Genomic DNA, 16,776 nt, shown 5'->3' on the forward strand with positions numbered 1-16,776 from the left:
TTGACGGAGCATCAAAAAGCAAAAAGCCCGCCTGGGCGGCGGGTCACTGGCGCAAATCAGCACCATCCACAAATACGTAGCATAGTTGCCCTCACTGGTCAAGGATAAAATTCCTATCGACATGAAACGCGACCGGCGGTTGTGCCTCAATTTGAAATAATCGAACGCGCGGCATCGGCGGCACGGTCCAGCAGGATTCTTGCTCGCCCCTGTCCTATCTCGCGTTGATATTCCGCTAGGAACCAGAGTTTTGCTCCCTCTGGAGAAGCTCTAGCCCCCCGATTCATTTCAAACTGGACCACGATTTTTGCATCGACAAGAACGACATATTCGTCATCGAATTGGTCCGGCACTTCTTTGATCAGATGGAAAACAGCGCCCTGCACTCCCAGAGAGGAGACGGCTTCGATCAAGGCTAAGTCGCGAGTGGAATCCTCGGGCCTTAGCCTCAGCGGTTCAACCTCGTAGCGATCTCGGAGGTATTTGGCCGACATCCGTTAGCCTTGGCCTTTAGGTCCGGTTTGCATGTTACTCCCCTGCGCCTTCCAAAGTGATAAACACTAGCGGCACTTCCTCGGCGCTTGCTGTGGCTGGCTGCGGTACATGCGTTATCTCGGTTACCGCGTAGATGGCCAGACTCTCGCCGGATGGCATGTGCACCCAGTCGCCGACCACAGGCATTGACGCGAAGGTCCACATCGAGGCTTCGTTTTCAATTTTGACAAGGCAACGGATTGCCACACAACTGCTCCATGCTTTGCGCCGATCTCTACTGCATCGCTTGCGATGTCTCGGACTCGATGCGCCAGCCGCCGTCTGCCTTGACTAGGCCAAGCGTGACGCGTGCCTTGCCGGTCAGGCGCGCCGCCGACTTGTCCTTCGGCAGATAGTCGTAGCGCATCGCAAAGACGGCCTCGGCGCGATCCTCGCCATGCGGGGTGACCTCCAGGCTGCCGGGCTCCAGGCCGAGCGACCAGGAGGCCCATTGCGCGAACCAGGCGGCCTTGACCCTGGCGATGGCGTCGGCGTCGTAGCGCGTGCCGAAAATGGTGGCGGAGGGGCCGTAGAGCCGCTTGACGGTCTCGCTCATCGCCTTGGTGTCCGGCGTCAGATAATCACGGCGCAGGAATTTCTCGATCGAGCCCTTTTCGTCACCGACGGATCGTTCAAGTGCTGCAACTTCCGTCGAGGGGGCCGGAGCCGCGGCCGGTTTCTGCGGCTGGGCGGGCTGTCCGTCCGGGACGAATTCGAAGCGCTCGAGCAGCGATCCCTGCTCCCAGGGGCGCTGCGCCTCGCGCGTTTGCGACACCACGTCGCGGCGCACCGCGATCATCATGTCGTTGATGCTCTGGCCGGGCTCGGCGATGTGCCGCAGCAAGGCCTCGGCGAACGGCGAGTTGCGCCCGCTTCCGTCCATGGCGACCGCACCAGGTGCTGTCGAGAAGGCAATGAACGAGCCGCGCGTCGAATCGAACTGCGCCAGCCCGGCCAGCGCCGTCGCCGAGCGGGTGGTGGCGGTGCGGCTCAGGCTGCGGGCAAACGGGTTGTTGCGGCAGGCATCGAGAAACACCAGGCTGACCTTGGTCTGCTGTTCCATGATGTCGAGGACCTCGTCGATCGGCACGGCCTCGAGCTGCAGCTTGACCGGCATGTCGAGCCTGGCGTCGACCGGCACGATGTAATTGCGCCCCTCGACCTGCAAGCCGTGGCCGGCATAGTAGAAAAGCCCGACACCGGCGCCTTCGAGCGCATCGGAGAACGCGCCGATGCTGCGTTCCAGCTCGCGCTTGCCGAGATCATTGCCTTCAATGACCTCGAAGCCGATGGAGCGCAGCTTGTCGGCGATGTCGAGCGCGTCGTTGACCGGATTGGCCAGCGTACCGGCTTCGGCATAGGTGCCGTTGCCGATGACAAGCGCCACGCGCCGCTGCGGCTGGGCATCGGCGCTCAGCAGCAAAAGTCCCAGAAACGCCCATGCGAGGATCGCAAGCCTGCCCATTGGGGAGATCATAACGTCATCGGCCCGCGCGATGCCAACGGATTTGAAATGCAGGCTTAATTCCGATTGGGTTTCCGCCCCTGGCGACAAGCGAAAACGCCCTTGCGCCCGCGCGTCGTATCGGGCAAACCGGCCTTCCCTTGCGATTTTCCCGCCCGAGGTCCCCATGTCAACGACGATTTCGCCGCTTGCGCCGAAGAAATACCCCAAGATGCCGGCCATCGAGGGGGTGCGCATCGCCACCGCCGAGGCCGGGATAAAATACAAGAACCGCACCGACCTGCTGACCATGGTGTTCGATGAAGGCACCGCGGTCGCCGGCGTGTTCACGAAATCGAAGTGCCCCTCGGCGCCGGTCGATTTCTGCCGGCAGAATCTCGGCGCCGGCAAAGCGCGGGTGCTGGTCGTCAATTCCGGCAACGCCAACGCCTTCACCGGCAAGAAGGGTCGCGAGTCCACCGCGCTGACGGGCGAAGCCGCGGCCAAGGCCGCCGGCTGCAGGCCCAGCGAGGTTTTCCTGGCATCGACCGGCGTCATCGGCGAGCCGCTCGACACCGGCAAGTTCAGCCATCTGCTGGCCGGGCTGGTCAGCAACGGCAAACCTGATTTGTGGACCGAAGCGGCAAAGGCGATCATGACCACGGATACCTATCCGAAAGTCGCGACCGCAACCGTCAAGCTCGGCGACACCGACGTCACCATCAACGGCATCTCGAAGGGCGCCGGCATGATCGCGCCCGACATGGCGACGATGCTGTCCTTCATCGCCACCGACGCGCCGATCGCCGCCCCCGTCCTGCAGGACCTGCTGTCGCGCGGCACGGCCAAGACCTTCAACGCGGTCACCGTCGACAGCGACACCTCAACCAGCGACACGCTGCTGATCTTCGCCACCGGCAAGGCCGCAAAGCGCGGTGCGCCAGAGATAACCGACGCCAAGGATGCGCGCCTCGGCGCGTTCCGCCGGGCGCTCGGCAAGGTGCTGAAATCGCTGGCGCTGCAAGTCGTGCGCGACGGCGAGGGCGCCCGCAAGCAGGTCGAAGTCACGGTCACCGGCGCAAAATCGGCACGGTCGGCCAAGCGCATCGCGCTGTCGATCGCCAATTCGCCGCTGGTCAAGACGGCGGTCGCCGGCGAGGACGCCAATTGGGGCCGTGTCGTCATGGCGGTCGGCAAGGCCGGCGAGCCCGCCGACCGCGACCGGCTGTCGATCTGGTTCGGCGACAACCGGCTGGCGCATGAGGGCGAGCGCGACCCCGGCTATTCGGAGGAAGCGACGTCGGCCTATATGAGGCGCGACGACATCCGCATCCGCGCCGACATCGGCATCGGCCGCGGCAAGGCGACGGTGTGGACCTGCGATCTCACCAAGGAATATGTCGCCATCAATGGCGACTATCGGAGCTGATGGCTTTGGCTTCCAGGCATCCGGCAAGCATGCTCGCGATCGTCCGCCGCTACGAGGCGGCCGGCTTTCGCGCCTGGCCAGCAGCGGCCGTCCACTATGACGGCACCTGGGTGGTGCGGCTGACCGCCGGCCATCCGGCCAAGCGGTTGAATTCGGTCAATCCTCTCGATCCGGGCGACACCCAGCATATCGCTGACCGCATCGGCCGTGCCAGCCGCCGTTTCGATGCCTATGGCAGGCCGCTGACATTCCGCATGTCGCCGCTGTCGGGTCCCAGTCTCGCCAGTCATCTCGACCGCGAGGGCTGGAGCCGATTCGACGAGTCGCTGGTGATGCGGCTGCCGCTGGCCGACGCGCAACTCGATGCCGCCATGGACCAGATCCCGCTGAAGGACATCAGCCGCTTCATCGGCGCGTCGCTCAAGGTCAGCGGTTCGGACGTATCGCTGCGACCCGGCCTATCGGAGATCATCGGCGCCATCCAGCCCGAGGCCGGGCTGTTCGCGCTCGAAGACGGAGCCGAGCCGCTGGCGACGCTGATCTGCGTGCACGATGGCGATCTTGCCGGCCTGTTCGAGATCGCCACCGACAAGTCGGCGCGCAACAAGGGCCACGGCCGCAACCTGATCCTGTCGGCGCTGAAATGGGCGCGGCTGCGTGGCGCTCGCGAAGCCTGGCTGCAGGTCGAGGCCGGCAATGTGCCCGCGCTGGCACTCTATCGATCGCTCGGCTTCGACGAGGTCTATCGCTACCACTATCGCCGGCCGCCTGTTCAGGAGTGAAATTGGGCATGAGTGATGTGACGATCGCCGGCAAGCGCCTGCTGCTGGTCGCCGCCTGCGCACTGGTCGATGCCGATGGCCGGGTGCTGCTGGCACAGCGCCCCGAGGGCAAGCAACTTGCCGGCCTGTGGGAATTTCCCGGCGGCAAGGTCGAGCCCGGCGAGACGCCCGAACAATGCATCATCCGCGAACTGCACGAGGAAATCGGCATCGAGACCGACATTCCCTGCCTGGCGCCGCTCACCTTCGCCAGTCATTCCTATGATGATTTCCACCTGCTAATGCCGCTGTTCATCTGCCGCCGCTTTCGCGGCATCGCCCAGCCCAGGGAGGGGCAGGCGCTGAAATGGGTGCGGCCAAAGCAGATGCGCGACTATCCCATGCCGCCGGCGGATGCGCCGCTGATCCCGTTCCTCATCGATCTCCTCTAGGGACGCCTTCCGCCTGCCGGGTCGAAGCGCTGTATCAGTCAGCGTTAATGGAAGATTTATCTCGCCGTGAAAAAGTGAAGCATGGTCGTTTCGTGGCCGTGCCGCCGATTCGCTGGGGAGCGATAGAATGAACCTGGACAGGGATTGGGACTCGATCCGGTCGGATCGCGCCTTTCGCGCCGCCGACGCAGGCATGGGCATTTTGCGCATCACGCTTCTGTTCGGTTCGGCCGCGGTGGCGCTGGCGCTGATCGCCGCGCCTTTCCTCGACAGCCAGACACGCTCGCTGTCGGCCCGCGACGATTTTGCCAGCGGGCTCGACATGACGGCCACCGGCTCGGTCAGCCATCGCGAAACCTATACGGTGCGCCGCAGCGTGCTGCAGCCGGAGCCCAGTTCGGTCTGCATCATCAGGTCCAATGGCAGAAGCAGCGGCGACTGCTGACATGGTTAAGAGATTCGACAAGGGCGGCGGTTTCACCGCCTGTTAAGCCTTTGCCGTTAACCTTTCTTAACAGATCGGCGGTAAGGTTCTGGCCAGAGGGGTTTAGGTCATGAATGCAGTGCTGCTTCGTTTTCTGAAGGACGAGACCGGCGCAACGGCTGTCGAATATGCCCTGATCATCGGTGTGCTGTCGTTGACCATCATTGGCGGCATCGGCCAGGTTTTCAACGCAATCACCTGGCTGTTCAGCGACAATACCAGCAGGCTTGTCAACGCCCTCGGGCCCTGAGGTAGCCGTCCGCGCCTGCGGGCCGGTTCACTGCCCGTCGGGAGCCTCCAGTATTGTCTTCAGCGAGACCTTGGCCGACCCGGGCTTCAGTGGTTTTTGCTGCGATGCGTCGGGCGCCCAGCCGGACATCCAGACGATCGAGAAACTTGCCCTCACGCGGCCATCGGCGTCGGAAAAGCGTTCGGCGTAGATTTCCGCCGCGCGGGCAAACAGCTTGCGCGAGCCCGGCCGCCGGCTGCGCTCGGTGAGCGCACTGGTTTCGCCCATGGCCCGCAGATCCGCAATCAGGCCGAACAGGCTGGCATAGCGCACCGTCACCGTCTCGACATCGGCGACCGGCAGGGCGAGACCGGCGCGCTGCAGAAGCGCACCGGCATCGCGCACGTCGGTGAACGGGATGACACGCGGGCTGGCGCCGCCATAGAGCTCGGTCTCGGCCGCAAGCAGGCTTTCGCGCAGCTCGAAAAGCGTGCCGGCGCCGGCAAAGGCGCCGAGGAAAAGCCCGTCTGGCCGCAGCGCGCGGCGGATCTGGATCAGCATGCCCGGGATGTCGTTCATTGCCTGCAGCGACAGAAGGGAGACCGCCAGATCGAGGCTTTCCGGTTCGAATGGCACGGTTTCGAGTGGTGCAATCAAGCCGGCGCCGCCATTCAGGAAAGCCGCGTCCGTCTCGACGCGGACAATGTCGGCGACCTTGCCGCTCTCGGCGAGCATTTCGGCTGCCGCCGCCGTCTGGCAAAACAGCACCGCGGCATTGCCGAACCGGCGCTCGACGGCAGCCAGTCGATCGGCAAGGTCCTCGGCTGTGCGGCGCATGAGGAAATCGGCACCGTCAACGGGATGGGCGAGCGCGCGCCGCTTGTGCGCCAGCCAAAGCGAAATATCCATTATCGGCTGCAACGGGCAAATCCTTGTTTGTCCACACTCTGAGATTGTTCATATAGTGGCGCGCAGGACCAACCACGTGGCCGATCCGATGCCCAAGATCAAGCCCATCGAGATCAAGAGCCTGGCCCGATCGGCCCTCGGCTGGCCGGCGCGCATCCTGTTTCCGCCGGTCTGCGCCGGCTGCCGCCGGCATGTCTCGCAACCCGGCGTCCTGTGTGGCGGCTGCTGGCCGAAGTTGCGGCTCCTGGAACGGCCATGGTGCCCGGTGATGGGCACGCCGTTCACGCACCATATGGGCGAGGGCTTTCTATCCGCCGAGGCGATCGCCGATCCGCCGCCCTTCGAGCGGGCGCGGGCCGCCGTCGCCTATTCCGGCGTCGCCCGCCAGATGGTGCAAGGACTGAAATACCAGGATCGCACGGATCTCGCGCCATGGATGGCGCGCTGGATGGTGCGCGCCGGCGCCGATCTCATCGCCGAGGTTGATGTGGTGGTGCCGGTGCCGCTGCACTGGCGGCGCTTTTTCAGGCGGCGCTTCAACCAGTCGGCGGAACTGGCAAGGGCGGTCTCCGGGCTCAGCCAATTGCCCTTCGCGCCTTCGGCGGTGCGGCGCGTCAAACTCACCCGCCAGCAGGTAGGGCTGGAGAGGCAGGAACGTGAGGAAAATGTGCGGGCGGCCTTTCGGGTGCCCGCCGAGGCGGAAATCGAGATTGCCGGCCGCAGGGTGCTGTTGATCGACGACGTCTACACCACGGGCGCTACCGTTCGTGCGGTAACCAAGGCGCTGAAAAGAGGTGGCGCCGGTGCCGTCGACGTGTTGACCTTCGCGCGTGTGTTGCCGGGGGACTTTCGGGCGGACGAGTCCGCGACTATATAAGTCGGCAACGAACAGCGGAAATTCGTCATGGCCGATGTCACCATCTACACCCGCATGATGTGCGGCTATTGCACGGCAGCCAAGCGGCTGCTCGAGCGCAAGGGCGTTGCCTTTACCGAGCACGACGCCTCCTTCTCGCCCGAACTGCGCCAGGAAATGATTTCCCGTGCTCACGGCCGCGCGACCTTTCCGCAGATTTTCATCGGCGATACGCATGTCGGCGGCTGCGACGACCTGCACGAGCTGGAGGCCGAAGGCCGGCTCGATAAGATGCTCGCCAACGGCGCAACGATTTGAGGGGATATGACGATGGGTGTTTTCAAGGCCGCTGCGATCCAGATGCGTTCAGGCGAGAGCCCCGAGCGCAATGCTGTCGATCTCGAACGGCTGGTGCGTGAAGCCGCCGGCCAAGGTGCGACCTACATCCAGACGCCGGAAATGACAGGGGCGCTGATCCGCGACAAGGAGGCGCGTGCCGCCTCCTTCACCTCGGAGGACAAGGATATCGTCGTGGCGACCGCGCGCAAACTGGCGAGCGAGCTTGGCGTCTTCCTGCATATCGGCTCGACCGCCATCCTGCGCGCCGACGGCAAGCTCGCCAACAGGGCGCTGCTGTTCGGCCCGGACGGCGCCACGCTCGCCACCTATGACAAGATCCACATGTTCGACGTCGATCTCGACAATGGCGAGAGCTGGCGCGAATCCGCCGCCTACGAGCCGGGCACCGAGGCTGTCGTGACCGAGATCGCAGGCGCGAAACTGGGGTTCGCCGTTTGCTACGATCTGCGCTTTCCGCAATTGTTCCGCGCCGAGGCGCTGGCCGGCGCCGACCTGCTTTCCGTGCCCGCCGCCTTCACCCGCCAGACGGGCGAGGCGCACTGGCATGTGCTGCTCAGGGCACGCGCCATCGAGAACGGCGCCTATGTCGTCGCCGCGGCGCAAGGCGGCCTGCACGAGGACGGCCGCGAGACCTATGGCCATTCGCTGATCGTCGACCCGTGGGGCCGCATCATCGCCGAAGCCGCGCATGACGAGCCGGCAGTGATCGTTGCCGAGATCGATCCGGCGCAGTCGGCCGCGGCGCGCAAGAAGATCCCCAATCTCAAGAATGCGCGGGATTTCGCCGTCAATGCCGGCGTGGGCGAGGCGCCGCGTCTCAGGGGTGCGGCCTCTTGATCCGATTTGCCCTGATTTGCGAGCACGACCACGAATTCGAGGGCTGGTTTCGGAGCAACGAGGATTTCGACACCCAGAAGAAGCGCGGCTTCGTCGATTGCCCGACCTGCGGTTCGCACAAGGTGCAGAAGGCCCTGATGGCGCCGGCCGTCTCCACGGCGCGCAAGCAGGAAACGATTGCGCTCGCCATGGGCGAGGCGCAGAAGCAGGCCTTGGCGCAGCTCAAGGCGATGGCCGAGAAGGTGCGCGAGAATGCCGACTATGTCGGCGACAAGTTTGCCGAGGAAGCACGCAAGATCCATTTCGGCGAAAGCGACGCACGCGGCATCTATGGCGAGGCGACGCTGGACGAGGCCAAGAGCCTTGCCGAGGACGGCGTCGAGTTCATGCCGATTCCGGTTTTTCCGGACGACCGCCACTGAGCTTCTAGCTCACGCTCCCGATCAATTTCTCAAGCAGCCGTGACAGCGTTTCCCGTTCCGACGGCGTCAGGCTCGCGAGGATCTGATGCTCGTTGGCAACGTGGGCGCTGACAGCCTCGTCGATCAGCGCGAGACCCTTTTCGGTCAGCCGCACGACAATGCCGCGCCGATCGTTGGGGTGCGGCCCGCGCAGGATCAATCCGGACGTTTCGAGCCGGTCGAGCCGGTTGGTCATGGCGCCCGACGTCACCATCGTCGCTTCATAGAGAGCGGTCGGCGTCAACGCGTAGGGTGATCCCGCGCGGCGCAGCGTCGCCAGCACGTCGAACTCCCCGGACTGCAGCCCGTACCGGGCAAAGAGCGGAGCGAGGCGCTCGCGGGCGATCAGCGAGGCGGCCTCGTTCAGCCGCCCGAGCACCGCCATCGGCGAGACATCCAGATCCGGCCGCTCTCGCTTCCATTGCTCGATCGCTCTTGCTGCCCTGTCCAATTGTCTCACCATCATATATCTTGACATTAAGAATCTTTCCATTATCTTACCTCAAGATGCAATGCCGGCCAAGAGCCGCGCACGACGGGGCTCGATGATGAAGTTTCTCTGGGATTCGGCGCCCGGCCTGCTGGTGATCACCGGTGGCCTGCTCGGCCTGACGCTGCCGTTCGGCAAGCTCGCCACGGCTGCCGGTGTGCCGGCCATGGTCTGGGCCTTCGTCATCTCGCTCGGCGCAGGCGGCGTGCTGCTGTTCGCCCTGCTGCTGCGCGGCCAGCGCATCCGGCTCACCGCGCACAAATTGCGCTATTTCTTCGTCACCGCGGCGGTGTCCTATGCCGTCCCCAACCTCATGATGTTCTCGGCCATCCCGCATCTCGGCGCCGGCTACACCGGCATCATGTTCACGCTCTCGCCTGTCCTCACGCTGGTGTTCTCGATCCTGTTGCGTGTCCGGCGTCCCAACATGCTGGGCATTGTCGGCATCGCCGTCGGCTTCGTCGGCGCGGTCATGGTGGCGGTGACGCGCGGCGAGGCCGGCCAGCCGGCCGATTTGTTGTGGGTGGTGATGGGCCTGCTCATTCCGGTCAGCCTTGCCGCCGGCAACATCTACCGCACGGTGGACTGGCCGGAAGGCACCGGCCCGATCGAGCTTGCCGTTGGCAGCCACATGGCGTCGGCGGCGATGCTGTTTGTTGGCATTCTCGCTCTGTTCGGCGCCAAGGCCTTCGCCCCGCTCGGCGGCGTGCCGCTGGTCGTCGTCGCGCAGGCTGCGTCGGCGTCGGCGATGTTCGCGTTCTTCTTCCGCCTGCAGTCGGTCGGCGGCCCCGTCTATCTCAGCCAGATCGGCTATGTGGCGGCGGCGGTCGGGCTGTTTGCCGGCACGGTCTTCCTCGGCGAACATTATCGGCTGCTGACCTGGGCTGGCGCGGTCATCATCACGGCCGGCGTCTTCATCACCACCAAGGCACAAAGCCAGAAAGCGTAAGCGGCCTCGGCTGAGTGGCATGGGTCATGCCGGCCGCCATGGCCGCCGGCGCGGGTTCACCTGAATTTGTCTCTGGATTCGCTTTATCTTCTTGTTTGAGCGTGGTCTTTTCCGAAAGCCGTTTCCGCTTCCGGGACATCGAGGAGCCAGCCATGACTGAACCAAAGGTTCCGGAGGGAACTCCTGTCGGCGTTGCGGATTTTCGAGCCGCGATGCGGCTGATCGTCGGCAATGTCAGCGTCATCACTGCAGGTGTCGGCGAGGATCGCTCCGGCCTGGTGGTCATTTCGGTCGTCTCGCTGTCGGCCGAGCCTCCCAAGGTGATCGCTTGCGTCAACCGGTCGTCGTCGACCTGGCCGTTGATCGAACGCTATCGGCATTTCGGCGTCAATTCGCTCGGGCCCCAGCATCAGCGCGTCGCCGAGCGGTTCTCCGGCTTTGGCGGCATCAAGGGCAAGGACCGCTACGAGGGTGCCGAATGGATGACGCTGAAGACCGGAGCTTCAATGCTCTCGGACGCGGTGGCTGCCTTCGACTGCAGCCTCGACGAGATGATCGATCGCGGCACGCATTCCATCGTCATCGGCACGGTCGAGGCAGTGCGCACCCGCGATGCCGGGCAGGCGCTGATCTACTGGCGGGGCGGTTACAGGCCGCTCGACGCCTAGGATGTGCTGATATTCAGGTGATGCCGGCCTGCAAACGGTGGCTTCCCGCGCGTCCGGTGGATCAGACCGAGCCTTTTTCCGCCAACACCATGTAGTTGACGTCCATGTCCTTGGAGCGCGCCCAGCGGTCGGCGAGCGGATTGTAGGTGACGCCGGTGCGGTCGATGATGCTCAAGCCGGCGCCGCCAAGCGCCTTTTCGAGTTCTTCCGGGCGCACCAGCTTGCCGAACTGGTGGGTGCCGCGCGGCAGCCAGCGCAGCACATATTCGGCGCCGATGATGGCCAGTCCGAGCGCCTTCAGGGTGCGGTTGATGGTGGCCACGAACATGATGCCACCGGGCCGAACCATTTCGCCGCATTTGGCGACGAACAGGTCGATGTCGGCGACGTGCTCGACCACTTCCATGTTGAGGATGACGTCGAATTTCTCACCGGCATCGGCCAGGTCCTCGGCCGTCGTGGCGCGGTAGTCGACGCTCACATTGCCCTCGGCCGCGTGCAGCTTCGCCACTTCGATGTTCGTTTCGGAGGCATCCGCTCCGACCACCTCGGCACCAAGCCGCGCCATCGGCTCGCACAAAAGCCCGCCGCCGCAGCCGATGTCGAGGATGCGCAGGCCCTCGAAGGGCCGTGCCGCGCGCGGGTCGCGGCCGAAGCGTGTCGCTATCTGGTCGCGGATATAGGAGAGCCGGACCGGATTGAACTTGTGCAGCGGGCGAAACTTGCCGTTCGGATTCCACCATTCGGCGGCAAGAGCGGAAAAGCGTTCCACTTCTCCGGCATCGATCGTCGATCGTCGGGGCTCTGGCATCGGTTGTCTCCTCAAGTGCTAGGAAGTCGGGCGTGGGGCGGCGAATGTCAAGGCAACAATTTTCCCCTGCCGCCAGGCGATGCATTCTGTCAGGGCATGTCAATTGCCGGGTATCGCAGGTGAAACACAATTGGCCGGGCAGGCGAAGGAGAGGCATCGTTTTGACGTCGAGGGAGTGGACGATGACACCGATGACGGCTTCCATCCTTTGGCGCCGGCTGGACGTGGAAGGCCACGACGCCTGCCTGCTTTCGCCGATCGACGGCGGGCTCTGCCTCAAGGGACAGGCCATCTTCGTCCAGGACGGCCAGCCATGCTGCCTTGCCTATGAGTTGATTTGCGATGCCGGCTGGCGCACACGATCGGCGCGGGTCGACGGCTTTTCCGGTACGGCCAGGCTGCATTACGCAATCGATCGAGGGTCCAGCGGCCAGTGGATGCTGAACGGCGAAGCCCAACAAGGCGTCGCGGGGCTTGTCGACGTCGATCTTGGCTTCACGCCGGCATCGAACCTGCTGGCGATCCGTCGGTTCGACCTCGGCATCGGGGAGGCGACGCCCGCCCCGGCCGCCTACCTGACCTTCCCCGAACTCAGGCTGGTGCGCCTCGATCAGACCTACTGGCGTCTCGACACGGTCCGCTATGCCTATGCCGCGCCCATGTTCGGCTATGACGAGGTCCTCGACGTGTCGCCGCACGGTTTCGTTGTCGATTATCCCGGCCTGTGGAGAGCCGTCGCACAGCCAGGCTGACCCAGCATCCCTGGGTGCAGGGTGTCTGTCCCAGCGACGGTGGTTGATAGGGCTTCCTTAACATGAAATTTACGAGGTTGGCGGTTTCCTGAAGCACGAGCGGGATTCGGCATATAGATTGCCTTTCCTAGAATGGGATGGCTTGGTGCGGATCAAGACCCAGATTATCGCTACTTTGCTGAGCGCAGCGGCCTTGATCGGCCTGGTGGGCGGCATTGCAATAGTCTCCCAGATGTCGCTGACCAGATCCTCCGCACTGGCTGAGGCGACGAGCGTTGCACGGCAACTGGCGGCGGCGATCGCCTTCAAGGCTGCCGATACGCCACGTCCGCTGTTCGAGAGACCCGAGGCGCTGCGTGAATTCGTAACCTCGCAGCACATCGGCTCGAAACGCGACCTCGTGGTCGTCGATCGCGGCAAGATCATTCTGGCCGACGTTCCGGGTGAAGAACAAAATATCGGAACCGCGTTCGATCATGATCGCGGCAACGAAGTCGGCCGCACGCTCGATGACGGCGAGCCGCGCGACTTCGTCGAAAGCAGCGCCGACGTGTCAGAGGCGATCAACCTGGTCGCCGTACCGATCAAGGATGCTCCGGGCAAGATCGTCGGCGCAGTCCTGTTTGAGTACACGCCGCTGCTGCGCGCCGCCCATCTGCGCACCAACAACATGCTCTGGCTTGTCGGTCTCAGCACCGCGGCCGCCGTGCTGATATCGGCGCTCTCGGCTTTCCTTTTGCTGCGCGGCTTTGGCGCTGGCCTTTCCGGCCTCAACCGCGGCATCGAATCGCTGGCGCGCGGCGACGCCGGGGCACGGATCGGCCGTAGCTCCAATGACGAGTTCGGCCTGTTGGCGCAAGGGTTCGACCGCATGGCATCCGAGCTCGAAGCCTCGCGTGGGCAACTCGTCGAGCAGAAGGCCTATATCGAGGATATCGTCCGTACCGTCGCCGAGGGCATTGCCGTTATCGACGGCAACGGCCAGATCGTCTCGGTCAATCCCGCAGCGGCCGAAATCATCGGCTTGCGCAACGACAAGATCGAGGGCCAGGACTGGCCGTCGGTCCTCCATATGCGAGGATTGTCGGGAGACAGGCTGGCGCAGGGCACATCCCCGATCGAACTGGCGCTGACCACGGGTCGCCAGCATCAGGCCGAGGTGCGGTTGGTAAGGCCTGATGGATCGTATTTGCCGGTGATTGCGAGCTGCAATCCGCTCAATCGCTCGGATGGCGGCATCGTGCTGACGTTGAGCGACATCGGCGAGTTGCGCAGCGCCGAGCGCGCGGTCAGCGATCGCGCCGAGGAACTGTCGACGCTGAACCGCGAACTGAAGGAGACGTCCCAGGCAACGACCCGCCTGGTCAAACTCGGGGAGTTGCTTCAGGCTTGCGTCACCTTCCAGGAGGCTTTTTCCGTCGTCGGGTCGGCCATGCCCGACTTCTTTGGCGGATTGAGCGGAACCGTTCATCTGACCAGTGCCTCGCGCAATCTGGTCGAGGAGATGGCGCATTGGGGCGCGGTCCGTTCGAGCGTTGGCCAGTTTGCGCCGGAAGATTGCTGGGCGCTGCGGCGCGGCCAGGAGCATGTTGCCGGCCCCGGCATGCTGACGCCGCGCTGCAACCACATCACCGAGAATGGCGGCCGCGGCTATGTCTGCATGCCTCTGGCGGCACAGGGAGAGACGCTTGGCATCGTGCATCTGTGCGAACCAGACGCCGCCGACAAGCCGGATTGGCTGACCGAACGGCAGCAGATCCTGCGCGGCGTCGTCGATACGCTGGCGTTGGCGCTGGCCAATTTGCGCCTGCGCGAAACGCTGCGGCAACAATCGATCCGTGATCCCAACACCGGGCTCTACAACCGGCGCTATCTCGAGGAAACAAGCAGTCGCGAACTGAGGCGCATGGAGCGTGCAGAACAGCCCCTGGCGATGATCATGCTCGATGTCGATCATTTCAAGCAGTTCAACGACACGTTCGGCCATGAAGCCGGCGATCTCGTCCTCAAGCAGGTCGCCGGCACGCTGCTCGACCACGCCCGGGAAAGTGACGTGGTGTCACGCTATGGCGGCGAGGAATTCGCCCTGATGATGCCGGCGACGTCGCTGGCGCACGGTGCCGAGCGCGCCGAGGCGCTGCGAAAAGCGATCAAGCAGCTTCACCTCGCTCATCGCGGCCGCACGCTTGGCACCATCACCGCCTCATTCGGGGTGGCTGCCTTTCCAGAGCTTGGCGCGTCCTGGGCGGAGATCGTCAACGCCGCGGACCGCGCGCTCTATCAGGCAAAGGCGGATGGGCGTGACCGCGTCGTCGTCGGGCTGGGCAAGGCCCCAGCCGACCGGCACCAGGCCAAGGCCAGCAAAACACTGGCTTGAGGTCCGGTGTCCCGCTGTCGCACCCACCCAGAAACGCAGTTTCGTCAGGGCAGGTCGCGGTTGTCGATCACGACAGGATCATTCCGGGCCGGGCTGCTTGGTGTCGAGTACGTCGCGCAGTTTCGCCGCCAGTTGCTCGATGGTGAACGGCTTGGCCAGGAAGTGCACGTCGTGGTCGAGCACGCCGTTGTGGACCACGGCGTTCCTGGTGAAGCCCGTGGTAAAGATCACCTTCAGCTGCGGCATGCGGGCGACCGCTTCCTCCGCAAGCTTGCGGCCGTTCATCACCGGCATGACGATATCGGTGAACAGAAGGGCGATGTCGGGGTTTTCGGCCAGCGCCTGCAGCGCTTCCTGGCCGCTGCCGACATGGATGACGGTGTAGCCGAGTTCGCGCAGGGCATCCGTGGTTGAGGCGCGCACGCGTGCATCGTCCTCGACGACAAGGATGGTTTCGGTGACCGGAGCCATGGGGTTGTCGCCTCGCCCCGCCGGCACGGCGACCTCCTCCTGTCCGAAGAAGCGCGGCAAATAGATCTTGATGGTCGTGCCTTCGCCGGGCTCGGAATAGATCTTGACGTGACCGCCGGACTGTTTGACGAAGCCGTACACTTGGCTCAGCCCCAGGCCCGTGCCCTTGTTGACCGGCTTGGTGGTGAAAAAGGGCTCGAAGGCCTTGGCCATGGTGTCGGGCGCCATGCCCGACCCGGTGTCGCTGACGGCGACCATCACATACTGGCCGGCTTTGACCTCGGCATGGGTGGCGGCGTAGCTGTCGTCGAGGTGGCTGTTGGCGGTCTCGATGGTCAGCTTGCCGTCGTCGCCCATGGCGTCGCGCGCGTTGACGGCAAGGTTGAGAATGGCGTTCTCGATCTGGCTCGGGTCGGCATGGGTCTTCCACAAGCCTCCCGCCAGAACGGTTTCGATGCGGATGGTTTCGCCGAGAGCCCGCCGAAGCAGGTCGGACATTCCAGTCAGCAGGCGGTTGGTATCGACGATCTGCGGCGCCAGCGGCTGCTGGCGTGAGAAGGCGAGCAGCCTGGCTGTCAGATTTGCCGCCCGGTTTGCCGCGTCGATCGCCGCTTCGATGAATTTTGCGATGTCGTGCTCGCCGCGCTCCAGCTTGCGCTGGGCGAGGTTCATGGCGCTGATGATCACCGCCAGCATGTTGTTGAAGTCGTGGGCGATACCGCCTGTCAGCTGACCGACCGCCTCCATCTTCTGCATCTGGCGGATCTGGGATTCGGCCTTTTCGCGTGTCTGGATCTCATTGCCGAGCGCGATGTTCTTGCGCGTCAGCTCATCCTGGGCGACGGCCACCTCGCGGAAGCGGCGTCGGGATTCGCGGATGGTGAAGGTGCCGAGCAGGAAGATCGCCAGCAGGGCCACCAGCGAGCCGATGCGCAGCCAGGTCTCGACCTGGTCCGTGTGCTCGTCACGCTCGGCGACGGCGGCGGCGCCGATGCGCCGGATCGTGTCCATGCTGGCCCGGATCTCGTCCATGGCGGCCTTGCCCTGGCCGCTGCGGACCATCTCCAGCGCCTTCGCCGCGTCACCCTTGTCGTAGAGGGCGATCGTTTCGGACAGCTCCGCCTGCTTTTGCGCAAGCGCGTCCTTGATGTGACTGACCTGCGGGGCGAGCTGGTCGTCCGAGGCTGTCATGGTGTCGATGCGGGCGAGTTGCCCCGGGATTGCCTCGACCGCCTTCCGATAGGGTTCGAGGTAGGATTTCTCGCCGGTCAGCAGATAGCCGCGCTGGCCGCTCTCGGCATCCTGCGCCAGTGAAAGCAGCCCGGAAAGCAGTTCCTGATATTCGATTGTCTCACGCGCGGCGGCGCGATTGGCCCGCTGGCTCTCGACCAGCACGGCGCGCGTGCCGACGATCAGCGCCAGCACCGCGAAGCCGATGAAAAGCGGGAGCGATTGCCATCGGGTGGCGCGTCGAAGACGAGCAATCATCTGTTATGCCGAAC

At 64.3% G+C, this 16,776-nt stretch carries 19 protein-coding genes; 13 read left to right on the plus strand and 6 right to left on the minus strand.

The window, feature by feature from the left end:
- Nucleotides 1–146 precede the first annotated feature (146 nt).
- Together AC1DYW_RS28755 and AC1DYW_RS28760 are read right to left on the minus strand one after the other, a co-directional pair.
- Nucleotides 147–413, minus strand: coding sequence for a hypothetical protein (locus tag AC1DYW_RS28755; RefSeq protein ID WP_477228431.1), 267 nt, complete (start codon nt 411–413; stop codon nt 147–149).
- Between the two features lie 356 nt (nt 414–769).
- Nucleotides 770–1,999, minus strand: coding sequence for a caspase family protein (locus AC1DYW_RS28760; protein ID WP_477228432.1), 1,230 nt, complete (start codon nt 1,997–1,999; stop codon nt 770–772).
- Nucleotides 2,000–2,165: 166 nt separating this feature from the next.
- On the opposite strand from AC1DYW_RS28760, the gene argJ reads away from it, so the two are divergent.
- From argJ to AC1DYW_RS28785, 5 genes are all read left to right on the plus strand, one after another.
- A complete protein-coding gene (gene argJ, locus AC1DYW_RS28765) occupies nt 2,166–3,407 on the plus strand; it encodes a bifunctional glutamate N-acetyltransferase/amino-acid acetyltransferase ArgJ (protein ID WP_477228433.1) in 1,242 nt (413 codons plus the stop codon).
- Nucleotides 3,408–3,436: 29 nt separating this feature from the next.
- Nucleotides 3,437–4,189, plus strand: a complete 753-nt coding sequence (locus tag AC1DYW_RS28770; protein WP_477228434.1) for a GNAT family N-acetyltransferase — start codon at nt 3,437–3,439, stop codon at nt 4,187–4,189.
- An 8-nt stretch (nt 4,190–4,197) separates the two neighbouring features.
- A complete protein-coding gene (locus AC1DYW_RS28775; protein ID WP_378983720.1) occupies nt 4,198–4,620 on the plus strand; it encodes a (deoxy)nucleoside triphosphate pyrophosphohydrolase in 423 nt (140 codons plus the stop codon).
- Nucleotides 4,621–4,747: 127 nt separating this feature from the next.
- Nucleotides 4,748–5,065 (plus strand): hypothetical protein, encoded by a 318-nt coding sequence (locus tag AC1DYW_RS28780; protein WP_477228435.1) that lies wholly within the window; start codon nt 4,748–4,750, stop codon nt 5,063–5,065.
- A gap of 109 nt (nt 5,066–5,174) precedes the next feature.
- Nucleotides 5,175–5,354, plus strand: a complete 180-nt coding sequence (locus AC1DYW_RS28785) for a Flp family type IVb pilin (protein ID WP_095084830.1) — start codon at nt 5,175–5,177, stop codon at nt 5,352–5,354.
- A 27-nt stretch (nt 5,355–5,381) separates the two neighbouring features.
- Here the strand turns inward: AC1DYW_RS28785 and AC1DYW_RS28790 are convergent, their stop codons facing one another.
- The gene (locus tag AC1DYW_RS28790) at nt 5,382–6,254 is read right to left on the minus strand and encodes a methyltransferase domain-containing protein (RefSeq protein WP_477228436.1); all 873 of its coding nucleotides are present in this window, start codon (nt 6,252–6,254) and stop codon (nt 5,382–5,384) included.
- Nucleotides 6,255–6,318: 64 nt separating this feature from the next.
- Between AC1DYW_RS28790 and AC1DYW_RS28795 the strand changes: the two genes are divergently transcribed.
- The 4 genes from AC1DYW_RS28795 to AC1DYW_RS28810 are packed head-to-tail and all read left to right on the plus strand — an operon-like array spanning nt 6,319 to nt 8,717.
- A complete protein-coding gene (locus tag AC1DYW_RS28795) occupies nt 6,319–7,119 on the plus strand; it encodes a ComF family protein (RefSeq protein ID WP_477228437.1) in 801 nt (266 codons plus the stop codon).
- A 27-nt stretch (nt 7,120–7,146) separates the two neighbouring features.
- Complete coding sequence (gene grxC / locus AC1DYW_RS28800; RefSeq protein WP_457150483.1) at nt 7,147–7,416, plus strand: glutaredoxin 3; 270 nt, start codon at nt 7,147–7,149, stop codon at nt 7,414–7,416.
- A 12-nt stretch (nt 7,417–7,428) separates the two neighbouring features.
- Complete coding sequence (locus AC1DYW_RS28805; protein ID WP_477228438.1) at nt 7,429–8,295, plus strand: carbon-nitrogen hydrolase family protein; 867 nt, start codon at nt 7,429–7,431, stop codon at nt 8,293–8,295.
- Nucleotides 8,292–8,717 (plus strand): DUF1178 family protein, encoded by a 426-nt coding sequence (locus AC1DYW_RS28810; RefSeq protein WP_477228439.1) that lies wholly within the window; start codon nt 8,292–8,294, stop codon nt 8,715–8,717. The genes AC1DYW_RS28805 and AC1DYW_RS28810 overlap by 4 nt, the downstream gene beginning before the upstream one ends.
- Before the next feature lie 4 nt (nt 8,718–8,721).
- On the opposite strand, the gene AC1DYW_RS28815 is transcribed toward AC1DYW_RS28810, so the two are convergent.
- Nucleotides 8,722–9,207 carry a MarR family winged helix-turn-helix transcriptional regulator gene (locus AC1DYW_RS28815; RefSeq protein ID WP_477228461.1) on the minus strand — a complete coding sequence of 162 codons (486 nt, stop codon included), beginning with the start codon at nt 9,205–9,207 and terminating at the stop codon, nt 8,722–8,724.
- A gap of 97 nt (nt 9,208–9,304) precedes the next feature.
- Here AC1DYW_RS28815 and AC1DYW_RS28820 point away from each other — a divergent pair, with 97 nt between their 5' ends.
- Together AC1DYW_RS28820 and AC1DYW_RS28825 are read left to right on the plus strand one after the other, a co-directional pair.
- A complete protein-coding gene (locus AC1DYW_RS28820) occupies nt 9,305–10,195 on the plus strand; it encodes a DMT family transporter (protein WP_477228462.1) in 891 nt (296 codons plus the stop codon).
- Nucleotides 10,196–10,347: 152 nt separating this feature from the next.
- On the plus strand, nt 10,348–10,863 hold the full coding sequence (locus tag AC1DYW_RS28825; RefSeq protein WP_477228440.1) for a flavin reductase family protein: 516 nt from the start codon (nt 10,348–10,350) through the stop codon (nt 10,861–10,863).
- Nucleotides 10,864–10,924: 61 nt separating this feature from the next.
- Here the strand turns inward: AC1DYW_RS28825 and ubiG are convergent, their stop codons facing one another.
- Nucleotides 10,925–11,674 carry a bifunctional 2-polyprenyl-6-hydroxyphenol methylase/3-demethylubiquinol 3-O-methyltransferase UbiG gene (gene ubiG / locus AC1DYW_RS28830; RefSeq protein ID WP_111548894.1) on the minus strand — a complete coding sequence of 250 codons (750 nt, stop codon included), beginning with the start codon at nt 11,672–11,674 and terminating at the stop codon, nt 10,925–10,927.
- A 182-nt stretch (nt 11,675–11,856) separates the two neighbouring features.
- On the opposite strand from ubiG, the gene AC1DYW_RS28835 reads away from it, so the two are divergent.
- Complete coding sequence (locus AC1DYW_RS28835; RefSeq protein WP_477228441.1) at nt 11,857–12,426, plus strand: putative glycolipid-binding domain-containing protein; 570 nt, start codon at nt 11,857–11,859, stop codon at nt 12,424–12,426.
- 145 nt (nt 12,427–12,571) lie between these two features.
- Entirely contained in the window at nt 12,572–14,803 is a 2,232-nt protein-coding gene (locus tag AC1DYW_RS28840) for a diguanylate cyclase (RefSeq protein ID WP_477228442.1), read from the plus strand.
- Between the two features lie 78 nt (nt 14,804–14,881).
- Here AC1DYW_RS28840 and AC1DYW_RS28845 read toward each other — a convergent pair whose 3' ends face one another.
- Nucleotides 14,882–16,762: a CHASE3 domain-containing protein gene (locus tag AC1DYW_RS28845; RefSeq protein ID WP_477228443.1), complete on the minus strand. Its 1,881-nt coding sequence runs from the start codon at nt 16,760–16,762 to the stop codon at nt 14,882–14,884.
- Nucleotides 16,763–16,776: the final 14 nt, after the last annotated feature.

This window comes from Mesorhizobium sp. P2_D5 (assembly GCF_056404355.1).

Coding starts and splice junctions, on each gene's coding strand:
- ubiG (WP_111548894.1), bottom strand. CDS start 11,674: ATGCCAGAGCCCCGACGATCGACGATCGATGCCGGAGAAGTGGAACGC.
- AC1DYW_RS28835 (WP_477228441.1), top strand. CDS start 11,857: ATGACACCGATGACGGCTTCCATCCTTTGGCGCCGGCTGGACGTGGAA.
- AC1DYW_RS28845 (WP_477228443.1), bottom strand. CDS start 16,762: ATGATTGCTCGTCTTCGACGCGCCACCCGATGGCAATCGCTCCCGCTT.
- AC1DYW_RS28760 (WP_477228432.1), bottom strand. CDS start 1,999: ATGGGCAGGCTTGCGATCCTCGCATGGGCGTTTCTGGGACTTTTGCTG.
- AC1DYW_RS28825 (WP_477228440.1), top strand. CDS start 10,348: ATGACTGAACCAAAGGTTCCGGAGGGAACTCCTGTCGGCGTTGCGGAT.
- argJ (WP_477228433.1), top strand. CDS start 2,166: ATGTCAACGACGATTTCGCCGCTTGCGCCGAAGAAATACCCCAAGATG.
- AC1DYW_RS28780 (WP_477228435.1), top strand. CDS start 4,748: ATGAACCTGGACAGGGATTGGGACTCGATCCGGTCGGATCGCGCCTTT.
- AC1DYW_RS28775 (WP_378983720.1), top strand. CDS start 4,198: ATGAGTGATGTGACGATCGCCGGCAAGCGCCTGCTGCTGGTCGCCGCC.
- AC1DYW_RS28770 (WP_477228434.1), top strand. CDS start 3,437: ATGCTCGCGATCGTCCGCCGCTACGAGGCGGCCGGCTTTCGCGCCTGG.
- AC1DYW_RS28785 (WP_095084830.1), top strand. CDS start 5,175: ATGAATGCAGTGCTGCTTCGTTTTCTGAAGGACGAGACCGGCGCAACG.
- AC1DYW_RS28805 (WP_477228438.1), top strand. CDS start 7,429: ATGGGTGTTTTCAAGGCCGCTGCGATCCAGATGCGTTCAGGCGAGAGC.
- grxC (WP_457150483.1), top strand. CDS start 7,147: ATGGCCGATGTCACCATCTACACCCGCATGATGTGCGGCTATTGCACG.
- AC1DYW_RS28820 (WP_477228462.1), top strand. CDS start 9,305: ATGAAGTTTCTCTGGGATTCGGCGCCCGGCCTGCTGGTGATCACCGGT.